The sequence below is a fragment of the Edwardsiella ictaluri ATCC 33202 genome, from assembly GCF_000264785.1.
Lineage (GTDB): Bacteria > Pseudomonadota > Gammaproteobacteria > Enterobacterales > Enterobacteriaceae > Edwardsiella > Edwardsiella ictaluri.
Window position 1 is genome coordinate 42,374 of the sequence record NZ_AFJI01000065.1, and the last position, 19,792, is coordinate 62,165.

Here is a 19,792-nt window from a genome sequence, read left to right on the forward strand (position 1 = left end):
TTTATTAAATTCAATTCTATATAAATTATTTTTCTTAATATACTTTGTGATGCATATATGGCTGGCGATGTAATGTTATTATAATTTGATGTATGTCACGTAATTAACTGCAGGCTTTGTTTCTTCCATACCGATATTAGGTTATCTCTATTCGGAGTTAAATGCTTATTTTTGGATAACGATCATGCGTAAAGTGGATAATGTTGCCGTAGACAGTGAGCTATTGGCCCTGTTCCGCGCGCTGGCGGAGACGGGGTCTTTGACGCAGGCCGCAGGCCGGGTTGGGCTGAGTCAGGCGGCGGCTAGCCGGGCGTTAAGTAAGCTGCGCACCGTCTTTCAGGATCTGCTGTTTGTGAAGGGCGGTTATGGCATGCAGGCAACGCCGCGCGCCCGAGAGCTGATGCCACGGGTCACCGCTGCGCTGCAGGCTCTGGATCATTTAACGATGCCCTATGAGTTCGATCCGCAGACGCTACGGCGTACCCTGTACTTGGGGGCGGTGGACAACGGTGTCTGGATGATCTTTTCTCGGGTCGTTAAATCATTGTTTCAGCAGGCTCCAAACGCGCGAATTGAGATCTTGCCCATCGGTGACGATCTGTTTTCCAGCCTGAAGTTCGGTCGTATGGATCTGGCTATCTACCCGCTGATCGATATTCCGGCTGATTTTCATGAAGCCAACCTGTTTAAGACCACCTTTTCTTGCCTGGTTCGCCAGGGACATCCGCTGGCGCGCCAGATGCAGTGCGGTGAGGCGCCGACCTTAGCGCAGATCAATGCCTATCGTCGGCTGCAGGTGAGTCTGCACGACGGACAGCCTGGTGCCGTGGTGGGTAACGCTGTCCATCGTCAGGGAAAAGACTATGATATCGCCATGTCAGTGCCCTATTTTTTGGCCGCGCCGATGATCCTGGCGCAGACTGACTTTGTTCTGACCTTGCCTATTCAGACCGCCCGCCATTTTTCCCAGATGGCCAATCTGGCGATCCTGCCTTACCCAGATGGCGAGACCACCTTCTATACACGGTTGATCTGGCATCATCGGGTTCATCATGATCCGGTGATCCAGTGGCTGCGGGCACTGTTTTTGCGTTTTGCCTCGGAGGAGGCGGCGCTGGAGAATGTGCAGGATAACGCCGACGCAGCGGGATGCCACGTCGGTGCCGAGCGCTACACGCAGAGATAGCTCAGGATACCCTGCGCCGCCCGGCGTCCTTCTGCGATGGCGGTCACCACCAGATCGGAGCCGCGTACCGCGTCGCCGCCGGCGAAAATCTGCGGGTTACTGGTCTGGTGGGGATAGTCGCCGTGATCTGTGGCGACGATGCGTCCTTGGGCATCAAGATCCACGTCGTGCTCTGCCAGCCATGCCATGGCGTGTGGGCGGAAACCGAACGCCAGTAGCACCGCATCGGCTGCCAGCGTGACCTCGGTGTCGGGAATGAGGCGCACGGCATGTCGGCCGGCAGCGTCGGGATCCGCCAGCGCTGTTTGTGCCATGCGAACGCCGCACACCCGACCGGCGGCGTTGGTTTCGATGGCCAGTGGTTGCAGGTTGAAGCGGAACGCCGCCCCCTCCTCGCGGGCATTTTTCACTTCGCGCCGGGACCCGGGCATATTCTCCTCATCGCGGCGATAGGCACAGGTGACCTGGGTAGCCCCCTGGCGTAGGGCGCTGCGTACGCAGTCCATCGCGGTGTCCCCCCCACCGAGCACCACTACCCGTTTGCCATGCATAGAGACGTAAGGGGTCTGAGGATCCTCGGGATAGCCCATCAAATGGCGGGCTGTGGCGATAAGATAAGGCAGGGCGGAGTGTACGCCGCTGGCCTCCTCCTGCTCCAGCCCGCCGGGAAGAGCCTGATAGGTGCCGACACCGAGAAAGACTGCGTCAAACTGGCTCAGCAGGCTCTCCAGCGTGATATCGCGCCCGATCTCGGTGTTCATATGGAAACGGATCCCCATGGCGCTGAAAATTTCGCGCCGACGAACCATAACCTGTTTTTCCAATTTAAACGCGGGAATGCCAAAGGTGAGCAGCCCGCCAATCTCAGGGTGACGATCGAAGATCTCGGCCTGTACGCCACTGCGGGCCAGCACGTCGGCACAGGCAAGGCCTGCCGGGCCGGCACCGACGATGGCGACCCGTTTACCGGTGGGTTGTACACCGCTGAGATCAGGCATCCACCCTTCGGTCAGTGCTTTGTCGGTAATGTAGCGCTCCACATTGCCGATAGTGACGGCGCCGAACTCATCATGCAGCGTGCAGGCGCCTTCGCACAGGCGATCCTGCGGGCAGACCCGGCCGCACACCTCCGGCAGACTGTTGGTTTGGTGGCTGAGCGTCGCCGCATCCCAAATCCGTCCTTCGTTGACCAGCTTCAGCCAGTTGGGAATATAATTGTGCAGCGGACAGCGCCATTCGCAGTAAGGGTTACCGCAGGAGAGGCAGCGATCGGCCTGCGCTTGCGCCTGGCCGTCGGAGAAGGGTTCATAGATCTCGATAAATTCGCCCTGACGCTGCTTTAGCGGCTTTTTTGGCGGATCGATACGCTGTAGGTCGATAAACTGATAGACATTCTGACTCATGATTTCTCCGCCCCCTTATTGTGCCTGTACGCGCAGCTCGGCTGCGGAGCGGCTACGGTGCCCCAGCAGTGCTTTCACGTCGCTGGATTTTGGCTTGACTAAGATAAAGCGCGCAGCCCACTGCGACCAGTCGGCCAGAATGGCTTCTGCACGTCCGGAGCCTGTCAGCCGAACGTGCTCGGTGATCAGGCCGCGCAGGTGCTCCTCGTGGATGGGCAGCTCTGCCATTTCCAGCACCTCAACCAGCTCTGCGTTGACGCGCTGGCGGAACTCGCCGTCTTCATCAAGCACATAGGCAAATCCACCGGTCATGCCTGCGCCAAAGTTGATACCGGTGCGGCCTAACACGCAGACGATACCGCCGGTCATGTATTCACAGCCGTTATCTCCGATCCCCTCCACTACGGTGAGGGCGCCGGAGTTACGCACGGCAAAGCGCTCGCCGGCGCGCCCGGCGGCGAATAGCCTGCCTCCGGTGGCGCCGTACAGGCAGGTGTTGCCGATGATGCTGGCCTCATGGCTGCGGAAAGCGGAGCCGACCGGCGGGCGGATGACGATGCGGCCGCCTGCCATTCCCTTTCCGACATAGTCGTTGGCATCGCCGGTCAGGGTCAGCTCGAGTCCCGCGGCATTCCATACGCCAAAGCTCTGACCTGCGGTACCGCTAAACTGGATTTTCAGCGGCGAGGTGGCCATGCCCTGCTCACCGTAGCGTTCGGCGATGGCGCCGGAAAGCGAGGCGCCCACCGAGCGATCCGTGTTATGGATATCACAAAATAGCGCACGTCCCTGACGAGTTACGATATTGTCCTGTAGCTGAGAGAGCAGGCTTTGGTTGAGCTGCCCCGGATCGAAGGGGGGATTGCCTTCGCTGCAGTGCAGCCCCTTGCCTGGATGCGGCGTGGCCGTATGCAGCAGAGGCGCCAGATCCAGGCGGCTCTGCTTGGCGGTCTCCCCCTCCAACACCGTCAGCAAGTCGGTACGGCCGATCAGATCCACCAGACGGCTGACGCCCAGCTGCGCCATCAGCTCGCGGGTTTCCCGCGCAATAAAGTGGAAGTAGTGGGTCACGCGCAGCGGCAGGCCGTGGAAGTGGTCGCGGCGTAGCTTTTCATCCTGGGTGGCGACGCCGGTAGCGCAGTTATTGAGGTGGCAGATCCGCAGATATTTGCAGCCCAGCGCCACCATAGGGCCGGTGCCGAAGCCGAAGCTTTCCGCGCCGAGGATCGCGGCTTTGATGATATCGGCGCCGCTCTTCAGACCGCCGTCCACCTGCAGGCGGATTTTATGGCGTAGCCCGTTGGCCACCAGCGCCTGCTGGGTCTCCACCAGGCCGAGCTCCCAGGGACACCCCGCATGTTTCACGGAGGAGAGCGGGCTGGCGCCGGTGCCGCCGTCATAGCCCGCGATGGTGATCAGGTCGGCATAGGCCTTGGCGACCCCGGTCGCGATGGTGCCCACGCCTGGTTCAGAGACCAGCTTGACAGAGATCAGCGCCCGCGGATTGACCTGTTTGAGATCGAAGATCAGCTGCGCCAGATCTTCGATAGAGTAGATATCGTGGTGCGGCGGGGGAGAGATCAGCGTGACGCCGGGCACCGAATAGCGCAGTCGGGCAATGTACGGGGTCACCTTATCGCCGGGCAGTTGACCCCCTTCGCCCGGCTTGGCGCCCTGCGCCACTTTAATCTGGATCACATCGGCGTTGACCAGATAGGCGGGCGTGACGCCGAAGCGCCCGGAGGCGACCTGTTTGATACGCGAGGCTTTATCGGTGTTGTAGCGCGCCGGATCCTCGCCGCCCTCACCGGAGTTGGAGAAGCCGCCCAGGCCGTTCATCGCCTGGGCCAGCGCCTCATGGGCCTCGGGGCTCAGCGCGCCGATGGACATGGCCGCCGTATCGAAGCGTTGGAACAGGGTGCTTTCCTCCTCAACCTGCTCCAGTGCAAGGGGCTGCGCAACGGGACGCAGCGCCAGCAGATCGCGCAGGGTAGTGATTGGACGCTGGTTGACCAGGCTGGCGTAACGCTGGTAGTCGCGATAGTCGCCGCTCTGGACCGCCTGCTGTAGGGCCCGTACTACGTCAGGGTTGTAAGCGTGATACTCACCGTCGTGGACATATTTCAGCAGCCCACCCTGCTCCAAGGGCTGGCGTGCCAGCCAGGCGCGGCGGGACAGATTGTGTAGATCTTGCTGGAAGTCGCTGAAAGCGGCTCCACCGATGCGGCTGACGACACCGGGGAAGCACAGATCGCAGATATCGGGATGAAGGCCGACGGCCTCAAACAGCTTGGAGCAGCGGTAAGAGGCCACCGTTGAGATACCCATTTTGGACATGATCTTGTACAGCCCTTTATTGATCCCGTTGCGGTAGTTCAGCATGACCTGACGGTAGCTGCGTGTGATGGCTCCGCAGTCCACCAGCTTGGCTAAGGTTTCATAGGCCAGATAGGGGTAGATTGCGGTGGCGCCAAAGCCAAGCAGTACGGCAAAGTGATGCGGATCGCGGGCGCCGGCGGTTTCGACGATGATGTTGGCGTCGCAGCGCAGGCTATGTTCGACCAATCGCTGCTGTACCGCCCCGACGGCCATCGGCGCCGGGATCGGCAAACGCCGGGCGCTGATGGCGCGATCGGATAGAACCAGCAGCACCGCGCCATGGCGTACCTGCGCTTCGGCCTCGTCGCACAGGGCGGCGAGTGCCTGCTGCAGATCCCTCTGCTCGGGATCGAAGGTGATATCCAGGGTTTCGGCGCGATAGTGCTCTTTCTCCTGTCCGGTCAGCTGGGCGAAGTCAGAGTAGAGCAGCACCGGCGACTTAAAATTAAGGCGGTGCGCCTGTCCCTCGGCTTCGCAGAAGACGTTCATTTCTCGCCCGATGCTGGTGGAGAGCGACATGACGTGGGCTTCGCGCAGCGGATCGATGGGCGGATTGGTGACCTGGGCGAACTGTTGGCGGAAGTAATCATAGATTAGACGCGGGCGGCTGGAGAGGACGGCAAAGGGCGTATCGTCGCCCATTGAGCCGGTTGCTTCCTGGCCATTCTCCCCCAGCACCCGTAGGATCTGGTCGATCTCTTCCTGACTGTAGGCAAACTGTTTTTGGTAGGTGAGCAGCGCCGCATCGTCCAGCGTGCGGCTGCCGACCTGCTCATCGGGCAGATCCTCAAAGGGGATCAGGCGCCGGACGTTTTTCTCCATCCATTCGCGATAGGGATGGCGGCTTTTCAGGTCGTCGTCGGTTTCCCGCGAGTGCAGGATCTGCCCGGCGCGGGTATCGATTACCATCAGTTCGCCGGGACCGACGCGCCCTTTCTCCACCACTTCATCCGGCTGATAATCCCAGATTCCCACCTCCGAGGCGCAGGTGATCAGCCTGTCTTTGGTTATCACATAGCGCGCCGGACGCAGGCCGTTACGATCCAGGTTACAGGCGGCGAAGCGTCCGTCTGACATCACGATGCCGGCCGGGCCATCCCATGGCTCCATATGCATCGAGTTAAAGTCGAAAAAGGCGCGTAGGTCGGGATCCATGTCCGGGTTGTTCTGCCAGGCCGGCGGCACCAGCAGACGCATAGCGCGCACAATGTCCATTCCCCCGCTTAACAGCAGCTCCAGCATATTGTCGAGGGAGCTGGAGTCAGAGCCAGTTTCGTTGACAAAAGGGGCGGCGTCATGCAGATCGGGGATCAGCGGCGTCTTAAATTTGTAGGTACGCGCCCGTGCCCACTGACGATTACCGGTAATGGTGTTGATTTCGCCGTTGTGTGCCAGATAACGAAACGGCTGTGCCAGCGGCCAGCGCGGCACGGTGTTGGTCGAGAAGCGCTGGTGGAACAGGCAGATGGCCGACTCCATACGCAGGTCGGCCAAATCGTGGTAAAAGCGCGGCAGATCGGCTGGCATGCACAGCCCTTTGTAGATGGTGACCAGATTCGAGAGGCTGCAGACATAGAAATCGGGATCCTCGATGCGTTTTTCTATGCGTCGACGGGCGATAAACAGACGGCGCTCCAGATCCCGCGGGCGCCATCCGGCCGGGGCGTTGATGAAGATTTGCGCAATGTGTGGCATGGAGGAACGCGCGATGTCACCCAGCACCTCTTGATTGACGGGGACGTCGCGCCACCCCACGATGGAGAGGGTCTCGTTCTGTAGCTCCTCCTCAACGATGCGTCGGGCGGTGCTTGCCCGCTCTTCGTCGCGGCTGAGGAACAGCATGCCGACGGCATAGTTCTTGGCCAGCCGCCAGCCGCGCTCTTCCGCCACCATGCGCAGGAAGCGATCGGGCTTTTGTAACAGCAGGCCGCAGCCGTCACCGGTTTTGCCGTCGGCGAGGATTGCGCCGCGGTGCTGCATGCGTGCCAGCGCATGAATTGCGGTACGCACGACCTTGTGACTCGGTTCGCCTTCTATATGGGCAATCAGCCCGAAGCCGCAGTTGTCCCGTTCATGGGATGCATCGTACAACATATTCAGTGAACCTCCCCAAGCTCTGCGCGGCCCCCACCGCCGGGCACAGTGGCCTGTGGCTGGCAGGTTTTCGGTCGTTTGACCGGGGGCGCCCATCGGGAAACCGCCTGCATCAGTATTCACAAGCACACTGTCACACGTTGCGAGAGGATCGTAACTAACTGGATAACTATGATGTGATGTTGTGTCCATCCGGAAGGGTGTTGTTTTTATTTCCGGCGGCATTTCAACTTATCGGGAAAGATTTCGTAGGTCAAATGTGGCCTGCATCACAGTTCACGGGGGCGTCAAATGTGATATTTGATTGATTTTTAACGGAAACATGCAAAAAAGAGACCTGGCGTGACGCTGGGGGAGAGCTGAGGGTGTATACTTGGTAATACTGTTAAATTAGCTTAATTGTTATTCAATATGCTATTTAAATAGTTTAATATAGATTGATATGTCGTAAAAAAAGAATATTTTGATGATTAATTTTGTTTTTCTCTCATGAGATTATTTTGGCGCGGATCGCTACAGAGAGCCGCGTTTTTCCTCGAACACGGGTGAATTTAAAGTCATTTAAATTACAATTTTATGCGATTTTGGTGCGAAAGGATCTCCGTTGACGCGTAAAAAAGTGGCCTAGAGTATAATGGCAGAACTTGCCAGCGGGTTATATAAGGCTTTTTTACTATTATGCAGTTGCAGCAATTGGTCAATATGTTCGGCGCCGACCTACAGCGCCGCTATGGGGAAAAAATTCATAAGCTCACGCTGCACGGTGGATTTAGCTGCCCTAACCGCGATGGAACGCTGGGCCGCGGCGGCTGTACGTTTTGCAACGTGGCCTCCTTTGCCGATGAACAGATGCAACGGCGTAGCATCGCCGAACAGCTGGAGGCGCAGGCGCGCAAGGTCAACCGGGCGCGGCGCTATCTGGCCTATTTCCAGGCCTATACCAGCACCTATGCCGAGGTCTGCATCTTACGTGATATGTATCGGGAGGCTCTTCAGCAGGCCGATATGGTCGGTCTGTGCGTCGGTACGCGTCCTGACTGCGTACCGGAGAGCGTGCTGGATTTGCTGGCAGAATACCGTGAGCAGGGTTATGAGGTGTGGCTGGAGCTCGGGCTGCAGAGCGCCAGTGAGAAGACGTTGCGCCGGATTAACCGCGGACATGATTTCGCCTGCTATCAGCGCACGACCCGCGCCGCCCGGGCGCGTGGGCTGAAGGTATGCAGTCACCTGATCGTTGGGTTGCCCGGTGAGACGCAGGCGGACTGTCTCAGTACGCTGCAGCGGGTGGTGGAGACCGGCGTCGAGGGGATCAAGCTACATCCGTTGCATATTGTGACCGGCAGCGTACTGGCCAAGGCCTGGCAGGCCGGACGCCTGCAGGGGCTGACATTAGATCGCTATGTCCACACCGCCGGAGAGATGATCCGCCACACGCCGCCAGAGGTCATCTATCACCGAATTTCTGCCAGCGCCCGCCGCCCCACGCTGCTGGCACCCCAGTGGTGCGAGAACCGTTGGACCGGGATGGTCGCTATTAATAACTATCTGCTGGAGTACGGCGGCCAGGCTTCCGCGCTGTCCTAGCCTTGCCCTCCTGCGTAGATTTTACGGTATGATTAATGACTTATCCTATTAGGCGACCGGCGTTGCCATGCGGGGCCAATATGAGCGTATCGGCTTCGGTGACGTCGTAAGGGGCGTGCCGCGTCGGCTCACGTTAGAGCGTCTGTCTGGATAGGTTTACACCGAGACAATTGCCGGGGGAGTGCAAGATGAAACAAATTCGGGTATTGGCCCAGTATTACGTTGATTTAATGGTAAAACTTGGGCTGGTGCGCTTCTCCATCCTATTGGCATCGGCGTTGGTGCTGCTGGCTATGGTGGTGCAGATGGCGGTGACCATGCTACTGCGTGGTCAGGTGGACAGCATTGACGTGGTGCGCTCGGTCTTCTTTGGCCTGCTGATCACGCCCTGGGCCGTCTATTTTCTGTCGGTGGTGGTGGAGCAGCTGGAGGAGTCGCGCCAGCGCCTGAGTAAGCTGGTGAATAAGCTGGAGGAGATGCGCCATCGCGATCTGAAGCTAAATCAGCAGCTCAAGGATAATATCAGACAGCTTAACCAAGAGATTGCCGATCGCGTCAAGGCCGAAGAGGCCCGCCTGCAAGTGCTGGATACCCTGCAGCATGAGATCGATCAGCGCGAACTGGCGCAGGTTGAGTTGGAGCAGCAGTCGGCGCTGCTGCGTTCATTCCTCGACTCCTCTCCGGATCTGGTCTACTACCGTAATGAGAATGGTGAGTTTTCCGGCTGTAATCGGGCGATGGAGCTGCTGACCGGTAAGAGTGAAAAGCAGCTGATTGGACTGACGCCACGCGATGTGTACGATCAGGATATTGCCCAGAAGGTCATCGAGACCGATGAGAAGGTCTTCCGCCATAATGTTTCCCTCACCTACGAGCAGTGGTTGGTCTATCCCGACGGGCGTAAGGCCTGCTTTGAGCTGCGTAAGGTACCCTTCTATGATCGGGTGGGTAAGCGTCATGGCCTGATGGGTTTTGGCCGTGATATCACGGAGCGCAAGCGTTATCAGGATGCCCTGGAGAACGCAAGTCGTGACAAAACCACCTTTATCTCGACCATAAGCCATGAGCTGCGTACCCCGCTGAACGGGATCGTCGGCCTCAGCCGTATCCTGCTGGATACCGAGCTGAATGAGGAGCAGCTGAAATACCTGAAGACCATTCACGTCAGCGCGATAGCGCTGGGGAATATTTTCAATGACATTATTGAGATGGATAAACTTGAGCGGCGCAAGGTGCAGCTGGATAACCAGACTATCGATTTTACTGGCTTTCTGACAGATCTGGAGAATTTGTCCGGGCTATTGGTACAGCCGAAGGGGTTGAGCTTTACGTTGGCGCCGGATCCCGCGCTGCCGCACAAGGTGATGGTGGATGGGACGCGCCTGCGCCAGATCCTGTGGAACCTGATCGGTAATGCCGTCAAGTTCACTCAACGCGGCGGCGTCAGCGTTCGTGTCTGGCGTGAGCAGCAGGATAAACTGCTGTTTGAGGTGCGCGATACCGGCATTGGTATTCCTCCAGAGGAGCAGGATAAGATCTTTGCCATGTACTATCAGGTGAAAGATATGCACGGCGGTAAACCGGCCACCGGCACCGGTATTGGGCTGGCCGTCTCCAAGCGTCTGGCTCAGACCATGGGCGGCGATATTGTGGTGAGCAGCGTAGCAGGAGAGGGGGCCTGCTTTACCCTTAGCATCTGTGCACCGGTTGTCGAAGAGACGTTAAGCGAGCCTCTCGCTGAAGAGGAGATGCCGCTGCCAGCGCTGCACGTCCTGCTGGTTGAAGATATTGAGCTGAATGTGATCGTCGCGCGCTCGGTGCTGGAGAAGATGGGTAACAGCGTTGATGTGGCAATGAGCGGCACTGAGGCGCTGGCCATGTTTGCGCCACAGGAGTATGACCTGGTGCTGCTGGATATCCAGTTGCCGGATATGACCGGCCTGGATATCGCCCGCACGCTGTGCCGACGTTATGGAAAAACGGCGCTGCCGCCGCTGGTGGCATTGACTGCTAATGTATTGAAGGATAAGAAAGAGTATCTGGATGCAGGGATGGATGATGTGCTGAGCAAGCCGCTGGCCGTACCGGCGTTGACGGCGGTGATCCACCGCTTTTGGGACAGTACCCCGTTGACGGTGCTAGAGGATGGAGAGCCTCATGCGCACGATCTCTGTGAGCTGCTGGATACCGAGATGCTGCAGCAATATCTGGATCTGGTCGGTCCACAGCTGATCGAGCAGAGCTTGGCGGTATTTGAGAGGATGATGCCAGGCTATCTATCGGTGCTGGAATCCAATATGACCGCCCGCGATCAGAAGGGGATCACCGAAGAGGGGCACAAGATTAAAGGTGCCGCAGGCTCTGTAGGATTGCGCCATTTACAGCAGCTGGCTCAGCAGATCCAGACGCCGACACTGCCAGCCTGGTGGGACAATGTGCAGGAGTGGATTGACGAACTGAAACAGGAGTGGCGCCACGACGTGCAGATTTTACGCGACTGGGTAGTGCAGACTAATAAAAAATGACCCCGACGGAGTCGGGGTGCGCAACGACTGCGCCAACACCAGGGAAATCGGATATTTACGCATAGTTGATGAAAGAAATTATCAAGAAAAAGTTGCGTAAATAGAGCTAATCGGTTCGACGCACTGCGTCACCAACATACCAATAAGTGGCTTATGAATGTTAGTTCATTCATTTGAATGTGTGATGTGTTCGTTTTTTTGCCAATACAAAGCCGTGGAGTATTGACTTCCCCTAAAGTAGTTACTAGTGCACAGGGCGCAGAAATTGCATGGATGCAGCGTAAAATTCGAATAGTTAATTATATTTAATCATTTGGTATTTTCCCTTGCCACACGAGGGGCCAGGGAGCCCATTCACCGATAATAAGGAGAAGCGATGAAACGAGTCGGCGTAGTACTCAGTGGCTGCGGGGTATTCGATGGGAGTGAGATCCACGAGGCGGTATTAACGCTGCTGGCACTGTCTCGAATCGGGGCCCAAGCGGTGTGCTTGGCGCCGGATCGGGAGCAGATGCAGGTGATCGATCATCTACACAGAGAGCCGGTTGCGGAGCGGCGTAACGTTTTGGTGGAGGCGGCGCGTATTGCCCGTGGCGATGTGACATCGCTGGCGCAGGCGGATGCCAGCCAGCTGGATGCGCTGATCGTACCCGGTGGATTCGGCGCGGCTAAAAATCTCAGTAGCTTTGCGACGGATGGCGCGGAGTGCAGCATCGATCCGGCGCTGCAGCGCCTGGTCACGAGTTTGCATCGCGACGGAAAGCCGTTGGGGTTCATGTGCATTGCGCCGGCGCTGCTGCCCAGGCTGCTGGGCGTTCCGGTGCGGGTAACCATCGGTAATGATGCTGCCACTGCCGCCGCGATTGAGGCAATGGGCGGGGAGCACGTGGCCTGTGTAGTGAATGATATTGTGGTAGACGAGGTGCAGCGGGTCGTGACGACGCCGGCCTATATGCTGGCCAATACGATCGCCGAGGCAGCGGAGGGGATCGATAAGCTGGTCACACAGGTTCTGGATATGACCCGATGAGCCAAACGGCAGCGTCGCGCCGGGTGTTTCAGCACCTCTGGTGTTGGGGTCGCCGCCTGGTGTTCGCGTTGCTGGGAGCATGGATTGCCGCGCTGTTGATTTTTGCCGTGCTGCCGGTGCCCTATTCCTCGGTGATGGTACAGCGGCAGATCGGAGCTTGGTTGCACGGTGACTTTAGCTATATTGCCTACCAGACCTGGCGGCCAATGTCGCAGATAGCGCCACAGATGGCGCTGGCTGCGATCGCTGCGGAGGATCAGTCGTTTCCCCAGCACTGGGGATTTGATCTCACTGCGATCGGACAGGCGCTGGACAGCGCGGATGAAGAGGGAAGCCCGCTGCGTGGCGCCTCGACGCTGTCGCAACAAACCATGAAAAACCTGCTGCTGTGGGACGGCCGCAGCTGGCTGCGTAAAGGGCTTGAGGCGCCATTGACACTGGCGGAAGAGCTGGTATGGAGCAAGCGGCGTATTTTAACGGTTTACCTGAATATTGCGGAGTTTGGCCCCGGCGTATTCGGGGTGGAGGAGGCAGCCCAGCGCTATTTCCATAAGTCGGCCCGTCGGCTGACGGCGGGAGAAGCGGCGCTGCTGGCAGCAGTGTTGCCTAACCCGCATCGCTTCAGCGTGCGCGCGCCGTCGCGCTATGTTTTGCAACGTCAGCGCTGGATCCTGCGCCAGATGCACCAGCTGGGCGGCGAGGCCTTTTTACAGCGCTACGATCTGCATTAGCCGCCGATAAAAATCCCCGCTGCAGCGGGGATTTTAGGCTATCTCGTTGTTATTTCAACAGTGTGAAAGCGGTAGTGACATGTTTCACCCCGCTGACTTTACTGGCCGTTTGCGCGGCAGCCTGGCCCTCTTTGGGGGTCACCAGCCCCAGCAGGAAGACCTCGCTATTTTCGGTGGTTACTTTCACATTGGTAGATTTCACCTGATCGCTGGCCAGCAGCTGGGAGCGTACTTTGGTGGTGATCCAGGCATCAGCTGAGGCTGTACCCAGGCTGACAGGTTGACCTAAGCGGACCTCATTATAGACGGCCTTGGTGCCTTCAACGCCCATTGCGATCTGCTTGGCGCGGCTAATCAGCGCTTGGCTTGGCGCCTGACCGGTCAGCAGAACCTGCCCCTGATAGGCAGTTACCACAACTCGCGCTTCTTTCTTCAGCTGGGCATCTTTGCTCAGTGCGTTGGAGATACGGGCCTCCAGCGTGCCATCGTCGACCTGGGTACCCACGCTGCGGGGATCGCTGGCCGCCTGGGTTGCTACGGTCGCACTGCCGATCACGGCGGCGACACAGCCTTGCAGTAGCAGGGCGCTGAGGACGACCAGCGCGGGAAAACATCGGGTTAAGGAAAAACGCATCGTCATGACGACTCCTTCAGTCAGCCTGATGAGGAAACAGGGTATTATCAATTAAATCGCACAGGCAGTTGACGGTCAGCATATGCATCTCCTGGATTCGGGTACTGTGGTGCGACGGGATACGGATCTCCACATCCTGCTGCCCCAGCAGACCAGCCAACTCGCCGCCGTCATAGCCGGTCAGCGCCACGATCGTCATATCACGGGTTACCGCCGCTTCGACCGCCTTGACGATATCACGGCTATTGCCCCGGGTTGAGATAGCCAGCAGCACGTCTCCTGCATGGCCCAGGGCACGTACCTGTTTGGCATAGATCTCATCGTGCAGGCGATCGTTGCCTATGGCGGTTAAGACCACACTATCGGCATTTAGTGCGATGGCCGGCAGGCTTGGACGCTCGGTTTCAAAGCGATTTATCAGCGTCGCGGCGAAATGCTGGGCGTTGGCACCGGAGGCGCCGTTGCCGCAGCACAGAATTTTATTGCCGTTCAGCAGTGATTGCACCAGCGTCAGCGCCGCGCGGGAAATGGCATCGGGCAGGGCTTCCGCTGCGGCAATTTGCGTTTGTATGCTTTCAGTAAAACAGCCTTTAATTCTTTCCAGCACAGTAAGTGTCCATTTATTTGGAAAAGCCTGAAAAGCGTGATGTGCTTCAGACAAATGCATTGGGCAGCCATTGTAACTGGCTGCCGGTGATTGCCAAAACGTCAAAACGACAATCGGCCGTTTCTATGCTCTGATTTCGCACCGCCAACCAGTGTGCCGCGCAGCGCTGTAGACGCTGACGCTTACGGCTATCAATGCTGGCGGCTGCGTCGCCGTAGCAGGCTGTTTTCCGGTAGCGCACCTCGACAAAGACCCAGGTGGCACCATCGCGCATAATCAGATCGATCTCACCGCCGCGTAGACGTACGTTGGCGGCGTAAAAACGCAGCCCGGCCCGCTCCAGATAGCGGCGCGCCCGTTGTTCATGGTACGCGCCGATCTGGTGAGCGGTTACAGAACCGGAACGATGCTGCCTTTCTGGTACTGCAGCCACGGCAGTTTCCGCTGGATGACGCAGTTGTCGCTGGCGCTCAGCGTACCTGTTGCTCCCTGAACCTGGAAGCCGGGGATCTGACGCAGCTGGGCGAAGTGGTTGGCCAACGTCCAGGCGTCAGCTCCCATGGCATACAGCCGCATCAGCGAATAGTCGTTGCGGTACTGGGCCGGCGCCTGCTGCAGAATGGCTGGATCGCTGCCGGCCAGCAGCGGAATATCGCTGAATTGAACACCCTCCATTTCCAAGCGGAAATCGGGACCGGCGCCCGCTTGATAGCTGCGTGAACTGGCATACAGACTGATGCCGTTATGGGTACCGTTGGCCAGATCGATCATCGGTTTGATCAGGGTGATCTCGGCCGGCGTCGCAATGATATAGACGGCGTCCACGCCGCCGCCGCTGGCTACCGGAGGCTGCACCGGCGCAGGGATGGTCAGGCCGGCAATCGTCACCGAGGTCGGCTGGGCAGGTGTGATGCTGACCGGCTGGCCGGTCAGACGGATCCCTGTACCGCTATTGATGGTGCTGCGTAGCTCGGCGCTGGATCCGAAGGTTTGCCGCAGTACGCTGCCGCCGCCCAACGACTGCCATTCGGTGGCAAAGGCCTTCGCGACGCGATCGCCCAGCGGGTTGCGCGGGATCAGCAGCAGCGGAGTGCGCTTACCCTGAGCCCAGATATGCCGCGCGGCATCGCGCGCCTCATCCTCCGGTGACAGCGCGAAATAGCAGATGTTGGGATGGTTCTGTACCTGCTCGGGCTGGTTGAGCGCCAGAATATTCAGCGGAGTAGAAATGGTATTGAGTTGATCCACGTTGTTTTTCAGCAGCGGCCCGATGACCAGGCTGACACCGGCCTGCTGTGCCTGGCTCAGCAGCTCGGGCAGCGGCTGGCTGCTGGTATCATAAACCTGAATATGCGCGTCGGGATTTCCCGGGCTGACGCTGGGCGCGATCGGATCGCCAGCGGCATCGAGTGGCGGCAGCGCGGCGCTGTCGGCAGGGAGCACGGACGCCGTGGCGTCTGCGCTCTGGGTGCTGGTGCTGACGGCACCGGCGGCGTTAACGTCAGGTTGTGCCGGGGCGTCTACCTGTGCTGTCGGCGTACCGTCGGTCGTCACGGCGGCGCTATTCTGGTTAAATGCGCCGTTTTTCGCAGCGTTGAAGCCAGCCTCAATGGCGTCAGAGAAGACTTTGGCCTGACCGTTCAGGGGCAGCAGCAGTGCAATGCTGGCGGTAGAGTCCGACTGCAGGTGCAGGATATTGTCCAGCGCGGAGGGCAGCATTGTTGCCGCCGGGTTATTGGGATAGCGGGTCTGCCACTCTTTGATCGCGGCTTTGAGCAGCGCCGGATCCTGGCGGTTATCCTGATATAACCGCAGCAGATCCAGCCAGCCGCGCAGAATATCTTCGTTGGCGTTGATCACCATACTGTTGAGGTCGGCCGGGGTCAGGGTGTTCAGCGCGGTCCAGGTGGCATCAATATTGGACTTGCGCTGATTCTCCTGCGTCAGCAGCGGTTGTAGCGCGATATAGGCGCGGATTTGTGCCAGAGTGGTCTTCCCCTGCACAGCGGCGATAACTGCCTGATAGTAGCGCAGCTGTTGTGCCTGGCTGAGCAGGGAGATATCCAGCTTGCTCAGGATAGCCTGTGCCTGCTGGGGAGCATGCCGTGCAATCTCCAGTTCGGCGCTGACCAGGCGTTGTTCCAGCTGCTGAGCCTCGGTTAACTGGGACGGTAGCTGGCCGAGCAGGTCGTCCGCCTGAGGTAGCTTGCCCTCCCGCAGCAGTGCACGAATGGCAAGTAATTGCCAGTCAGCCTTGCTATCATCGCTGCTTTGCTGCATCTGCTGCAAATAGTAGTCGGCAGAGGCGGTTGCTTCGCTCTGAACGGGGGCCGGTGGCGTGGTAGATATGCGCCCGGAACAGGCGGCCAGCAGAGTGGCGGCCAAAACCAACGGGATGAGTCGTCCGGACTTGGTGCGGACAGTGATTGAGGAAAGCATACTGTACCCAGTAAATTTTTTCAGAATGCTCAATATTAAATCGACAAACCGGATGAAACAATGAATCAAAACGATCATGCTGCCATTTCTGCGGCGACGCTGTACGTGGTGCCGACGCCGATTGGTAACCTCGGAGACATTACCCAGCGGGCGTTGGAGACGCTGAAAGCGGTCGATTTGATAGCGGCGGAAGATACCCGTCATACGGGAATGCTGCTACAACATTTTGCCATAAATGCGCGCTTCTTTGCATTGCATGACCATAACGAGCAACAAAAAGCGGATCAGCTACTGGCTAAACTGCGCGAGGGGCAGAGTATTGCGCTGGTCTCTGATGCCGGTACGCCGCTGATTAACGATCCCGGCTATCACTTGGTGCGCCGCTGTCGCGAGGCCGGTATCCGGGTGGTGCCGCTGCCGGGCGCCTGTGCGGCGATCACCGCACTGAGTGCGGCGGGTGTGGCGTCAGATCGCTTCTGCTACGAGGGTTTTTTACCCGCCAAGGGAAAAGCGCGGCGCGATCGGCTGCGTGGCCTGCAGCAGGAGGCCCGTACGCTGATCTTCTACGAGTCGACCCATCGCCTGCTGGAGAGTTTGGCGGATATGGTCAGTGAACTGGGTACCGATCGCTATGTGGTGTTGGCACGCGAATTGACCAAAACCTGGGAGAGTATTCATGGCGCGCCGGTGGCTGAGCTGCTGGCCTGGGTGCAGCAGGATGAGAATCGGCGTAAGGGCGAGATGGTGCTGATCGTCGAGGGATACCAGGCGGATGAAGAGGTGCTGTCGCCCGAGGCGCTGCGTACGCTGGCGCTGCTACAGGCAGAGCTACCGCTGAAAAAGGCGGCAGCGCTGGCGGCAGAAATCCATGGCGTGAAGAAGAATGCGCTGTATAAATACGCACTCGCGCAGCAATCAGGTGACAAGTGAGGCGGAATAGCCTATTATCCGCGCCGGAGTTGACCAGACAGTCGCCGCTGTGTCGTCGTCCTTTCGGGGAGACGGGCGCAGGGGAGGAAAGTCCGGGCTCCATAGGGCAGGGTGCCAGGTAACGCCTGGGGGGCGTAAGCCCACGACAAGTGCAACAGAGAGCAAACCGCCGATGGCCCGCTGCAAAGCGGGATCAGGTAAGGGTGAAAGGGTGCGGTAAGAGCGCACCGCGCGGCTGGCAACAGACCGTGGCACGGTAAACTCCACCCGGAGCAAGGCCAAATAGGGGTTCACAAGGTACGGCCCGTACTGAACCCGGGTAGGCTGCTTGAGCCAGTGAGCGATTGCTGGCCTAGACGAATGACTGTCCACGACAGAACCCGGCTTACCGGTCAACTCCCTTCATCTAAAAACCCCGCTTCGGCGGGGTTTTGCTTTTTAGGACTTTGGCGGCGTGGTCGGTGCGGTATTCTCCTGCACCGACGCATCGCGTTCATTCTCCTCCTCCAACGGAACATTGGCAGTCAGCAGATAGGAGGATTGTTGCCAGCGGCTGCGCCGTGTCTGCAGCAGCGTGCGTGCTAAAATGATGCCAATAGCCAGCGCCAGCAGCATCATCAGGCGCAGCAGGTTAGTGGTGTTGTCAACCTGCTGTGATTCGGTCGCCAAAACGTGGGTGTCCAGCGTCAGACGTAAAAAGCCGAGGGGGCCATCGCGGCCCTCGATCGGCTGGACTATCTGGTGGTTAAAGTAGCTACCGGCGCGCTGTCCGTCCAGCGCCAGCCGATCGCGCACTTCCACCCGTTCGCCAGCCTGGGCAATCAGCGCCCCATCCAGAGCATAGACGCTGACATCCAGGATACGGCTGTGGCGGGTCAGCGCGTCCAGAATGGGGGCAATTTTTTTGGTGTCCGGGGTATCGTCATTGATGAGTGGGGAGAGGCGGGCGGCGACCTGCTGAGCCAGGGTTTGCGCCAGCTCGCCGACCTGATCGAGCCGCGCGCGCTGGTGACTGAGGCTAAAATAGGACGCTCCTTGCATCAGGGTAACTAATAATGCCAAGCATATCAGCACGATGGCTGTTCTATGCAGGCGGAAGCGAAGCGTTGCCTTAACCATGGGAGATCCTTTGCGCCGGTAATGACTTTATGTTGCCAGAAGCCTTGGCGATAGGATAGCTTGGGGCACAGTTTTGACGCCGGGATGGTGTTTTTTAAGGAGTGGTTATGCCCAACAGTCTTACCTTTTGCGATCTGCCCGCAGAGATTTATCGCTGGCCCGGCCTGCCGCTGTCGCTGAGCGGTGATGAGGTAATGCCTTTGGACTATCGCGCCGGTCATACCGGTTGGCTGTTGTATGGACGCCATCTGGATAAGTCGGCGCTGCAGGCTTTCCAGCGCCGTTTGGCTGCGCCGCTGGTGGTGGTGGCTGCGTGGTGTATTGAAGATTACCAGGTGGTGCGCCTGGCCGGCGGCATGCCCGCCAGGGCTGCCAGGTTTGCCAATGAGCAGGGTATCGATACCGCGGTTTTGGGGCATCTGCCGCATCTGCGTTCGCCGGGGCTGCTGGTGATGGATATGGACTCGACGGCCATTACCATTGAGTGCATTGACGAGATCGCGCGTCTGGCCGGGGTTGGCGGAGAGGTCGCTGCTGTGACTGAGCGCGCCATGCGCGGCGAACTGGACTTTGCCGCCAGTCTGCGCCAGCGCGTGGCAGCGCTGGAAGGGACCGACGCCGCCCTCCTGCAGCAGGTCAGGGACTCTCTGCCGCTGATGCCGGGTTTGACCAGTCTGGTGCGCAAGCTGCAGGCATTTGACTGGCATGTGGCGATTGCCTCCGGTGGCTTTACCTATTTTGCCGATCACCTGCGTGCGCGTCTGAATTTGAGCGCTGCGGTGGCCAACGCGCTGGAAGTGCACAATGGACGCCTGACCGGCCGGGTTACGGGGCGGATCGTGGATGCGCAGTGCAAAGAGGATACCCTGTGCGAGCTGGCGCAGCGGCTGAATATCCCGTTGGCCCAGACCGTCGCCATCGGCGATGGCGCGAACGATCTGAAGATGATCCAGCGTGCCGGGCTGGGGATCGCATTCCATGCCAAGCCCTGCGTCTACGATCGGGCGCCGTTGGCGATTCGTCATGCGGATCTTATCGGTGTCCTGTGCGTGCTGAGCGCGACGTTAAAGCATGAAGAGCGTTAAGGCGCATCTGCGCAGAGCGGCGGCGCTGGGCAGTTATCAGAAAGGA

The 19,792-nt window shown here is 58.8% G+C and carries 14 protein-coding genes and 1 other RNA gene; 8 read left to right on the forward strand and 7 right to left on the reverse strand.

The features are described 5' to 3' along the window. The first annotated feature begins 184 nt into the window (after positions 1-184). Positions 185-1,186 (forward strand): LysR family transcriptional regulator, encoded by a 1,002-nt coding sequence (locus EIEH_RS10215; RefSeq protein WP_015870029.1) that lies wholly within the window; start codon positions 185-187, stop codon positions 1,184-1,186. Here EIEH_RS10215 and EIEH_RS10220 read toward each other — a convergent pair. Together EIEH_RS10220 and gltB are read right to left on the reverse strand one after the other, a co-directional pair. After that, positions 1,171-2,589, reverse strand: coding sequence for an FAD-dependent oxidoreductase (locus EIEH_RS10220; RefSeq protein WP_015870030.1), 1,419 nt, complete (start codon positions 2,587-2,589; stop codon positions 1,171-1,173). The genes EIEH_RS10215 and EIEH_RS10220 overlap by 16 nt on opposite strands. A 15-nt stretch (positions 2,590-2,604) precedes the next feature. Continuing rightward, the gene (gltB, locus tag EIEH_RS10225; RefSeq protein ID WP_015870031.1) at positions 2,605-7,062 is read right to left on the reverse strand and encodes a glutamate synthase large subunit; all 4,458 of its coding nucleotides are present in this window, start codon (positions 7,060-7,062) and stop codon (positions 2,605-2,607) included. Between the two features lie 678 nt (positions 7,063-7,740). Here gltB and mnmL point away from each other — a divergent pair. From mnmL to mtgA, 4 genes are all read left to right on the forward strand, one after another. Further along, entirely contained in the window at positions 7,741-8,646 is a 906-nt protein-coding gene (mnmL, locus tag EIEH_RS10230; RefSeq protein ID WP_015870032.1) for a tRNA modification radical SAM protein MnmL/YtqA, read from the forward strand. A 188-nt stretch (positions 8,647-8,834) separates the two neighbouring features. Continuing rightward, positions 8,835-11,171: an aerobic respiration two-component sensor histidine kinase ArcB gene (gene arcB / locus EIEH_RS10235; RefSeq protein WP_015870033.1), complete on the forward strand. Its 2,337-nt coding sequence runs from the start codon at positions 8,835-8,837 to the stop codon at positions 11,169-11,171. Positions 11,172-11,547: 376 nt separating this feature from the next. Further along, entirely contained in the window at positions 11,548-12,201 is a 654-nt protein-coding gene (gene elbB / locus EIEH_RS10240) for an isoprenoid biosynthesis glyoxalase ElbB (RefSeq protein ID WP_015870034.1), read from the forward strand. After that, positions 12,198-12,932, forward strand: coding sequence for a monofunctional biosynthetic peptidoglycan transglycosylase (gene mtgA, locus EIEH_RS10245; RefSeq protein ID WP_015870035.1), 735 nt, complete (start codon positions 12,198-12,200; stop codon positions 12,930-12,932). Before elbB ends, mtgA begins: the two co-directional genes overlap by 4 nt. 49 nt (positions 12,933-12,981) lie before the next feature. On the opposite strand, the gene dolP is transcribed toward mtgA, so the two are convergent. Genes dolP through EIEH_RS10265 form a run of 4 tightly spaced genes read right to left on the reverse strand, consistent with a single transcriptional unit; the run spans position 12,982 to position 16,612 of the window. Next, entirely contained in the window at positions 12,982-13,572 is a 591-nt protein-coding gene (gene dolP / locus EIEH_RS10250; protein WP_049640301.1) for a division/outer membrane stress-associated lipid-binding lipoprotein, read from the reverse strand. A 10-nt stretch (positions 13,573-13,582) separates the two neighbouring features. After that, positions 13,583-14,173, reverse strand: a complete 591-nt coding sequence (gene diaA / locus EIEH_RS10255) for a DnaA initiator-associating protein DiaA (RefSeq protein WP_015870037.1) — start codon at positions 14,171-14,173, stop codon at positions 13,583-13,585. A gap of 46 nt (positions 14,174-14,219) precedes the next feature. After that, positions 14,220-14,606 (reverse strand): YraN family protein, encoded by a 387-nt coding sequence (locus EIEH_RS10260; protein ID WP_015870038.1) that lies wholly within the window; start codon positions 14,604-14,606, stop codon positions 14,220-14,222. Then, positions 14,564-16,612 carry a penicillin-binding protein activator gene (locus tag EIEH_RS10265; protein ID WP_015870039.1) on the reverse strand — a complete coding sequence of 683 codons (2,049 nt, stop codon included), beginning with the start codon at positions 16,610-16,612 and terminating at the stop codon, positions 14,564-14,566. The genes EIEH_RS10260 and EIEH_RS10265 overlap by 43 nt, the downstream gene beginning before the upstream one ends. Before the next feature lie 60 nt (positions 16,613-16,672). On the opposite strand from EIEH_RS10265, the gene rsmI reads away from it, so the two are divergent. Continuing rightward, positions 16,673-17,542: a 16S rRNA (cytidine(1402)-2'-O)-methyltransferase gene (gene rsmI, locus EIEH_RS10270; RefSeq protein ID WP_015870040.1), complete on the forward strand. Its 870-nt coding sequence runs from the start codon at positions 16,673-16,675 to the stop codon at positions 17,540-17,542. Positions 17,543-17,567: 25 nt separating this feature from the next. After that, positions 17,568-17,946: RNase P RNA component class A (gene rnpB, locus EIEH_RS16925), an RNA gene on the forward strand. 34 nt (positions 17,947-17,980) lie between these two features. On the opposite strand, the gene EIEH_RS10275 is transcribed toward rnpB, so the two are convergent. Next, complete coding sequence (locus EIEH_RS10275) at positions 17,981-18,661, reverse strand: YtjB family periplasmic protein (protein ID WP_015870041.1); 681 nt, start codon at positions 18,659-18,661, stop codon at positions 17,981-17,983. Positions 18,662-18,768: 107 nt separating this feature from the next. On the opposite strand from EIEH_RS10275, the gene serB reads away from it, so the two are divergent. After that, positions 18,769-19,746, forward strand: a complete 978-nt coding sequence (serB, locus tag EIEH_RS10280) for a phosphoserine phosphatase (RefSeq protein ID WP_015870042.1) — start codon at positions 18,769-18,771, stop codon at positions 19,744-19,746. Positions 19,747-19,792 lie beyond the last annotated feature (46 nt).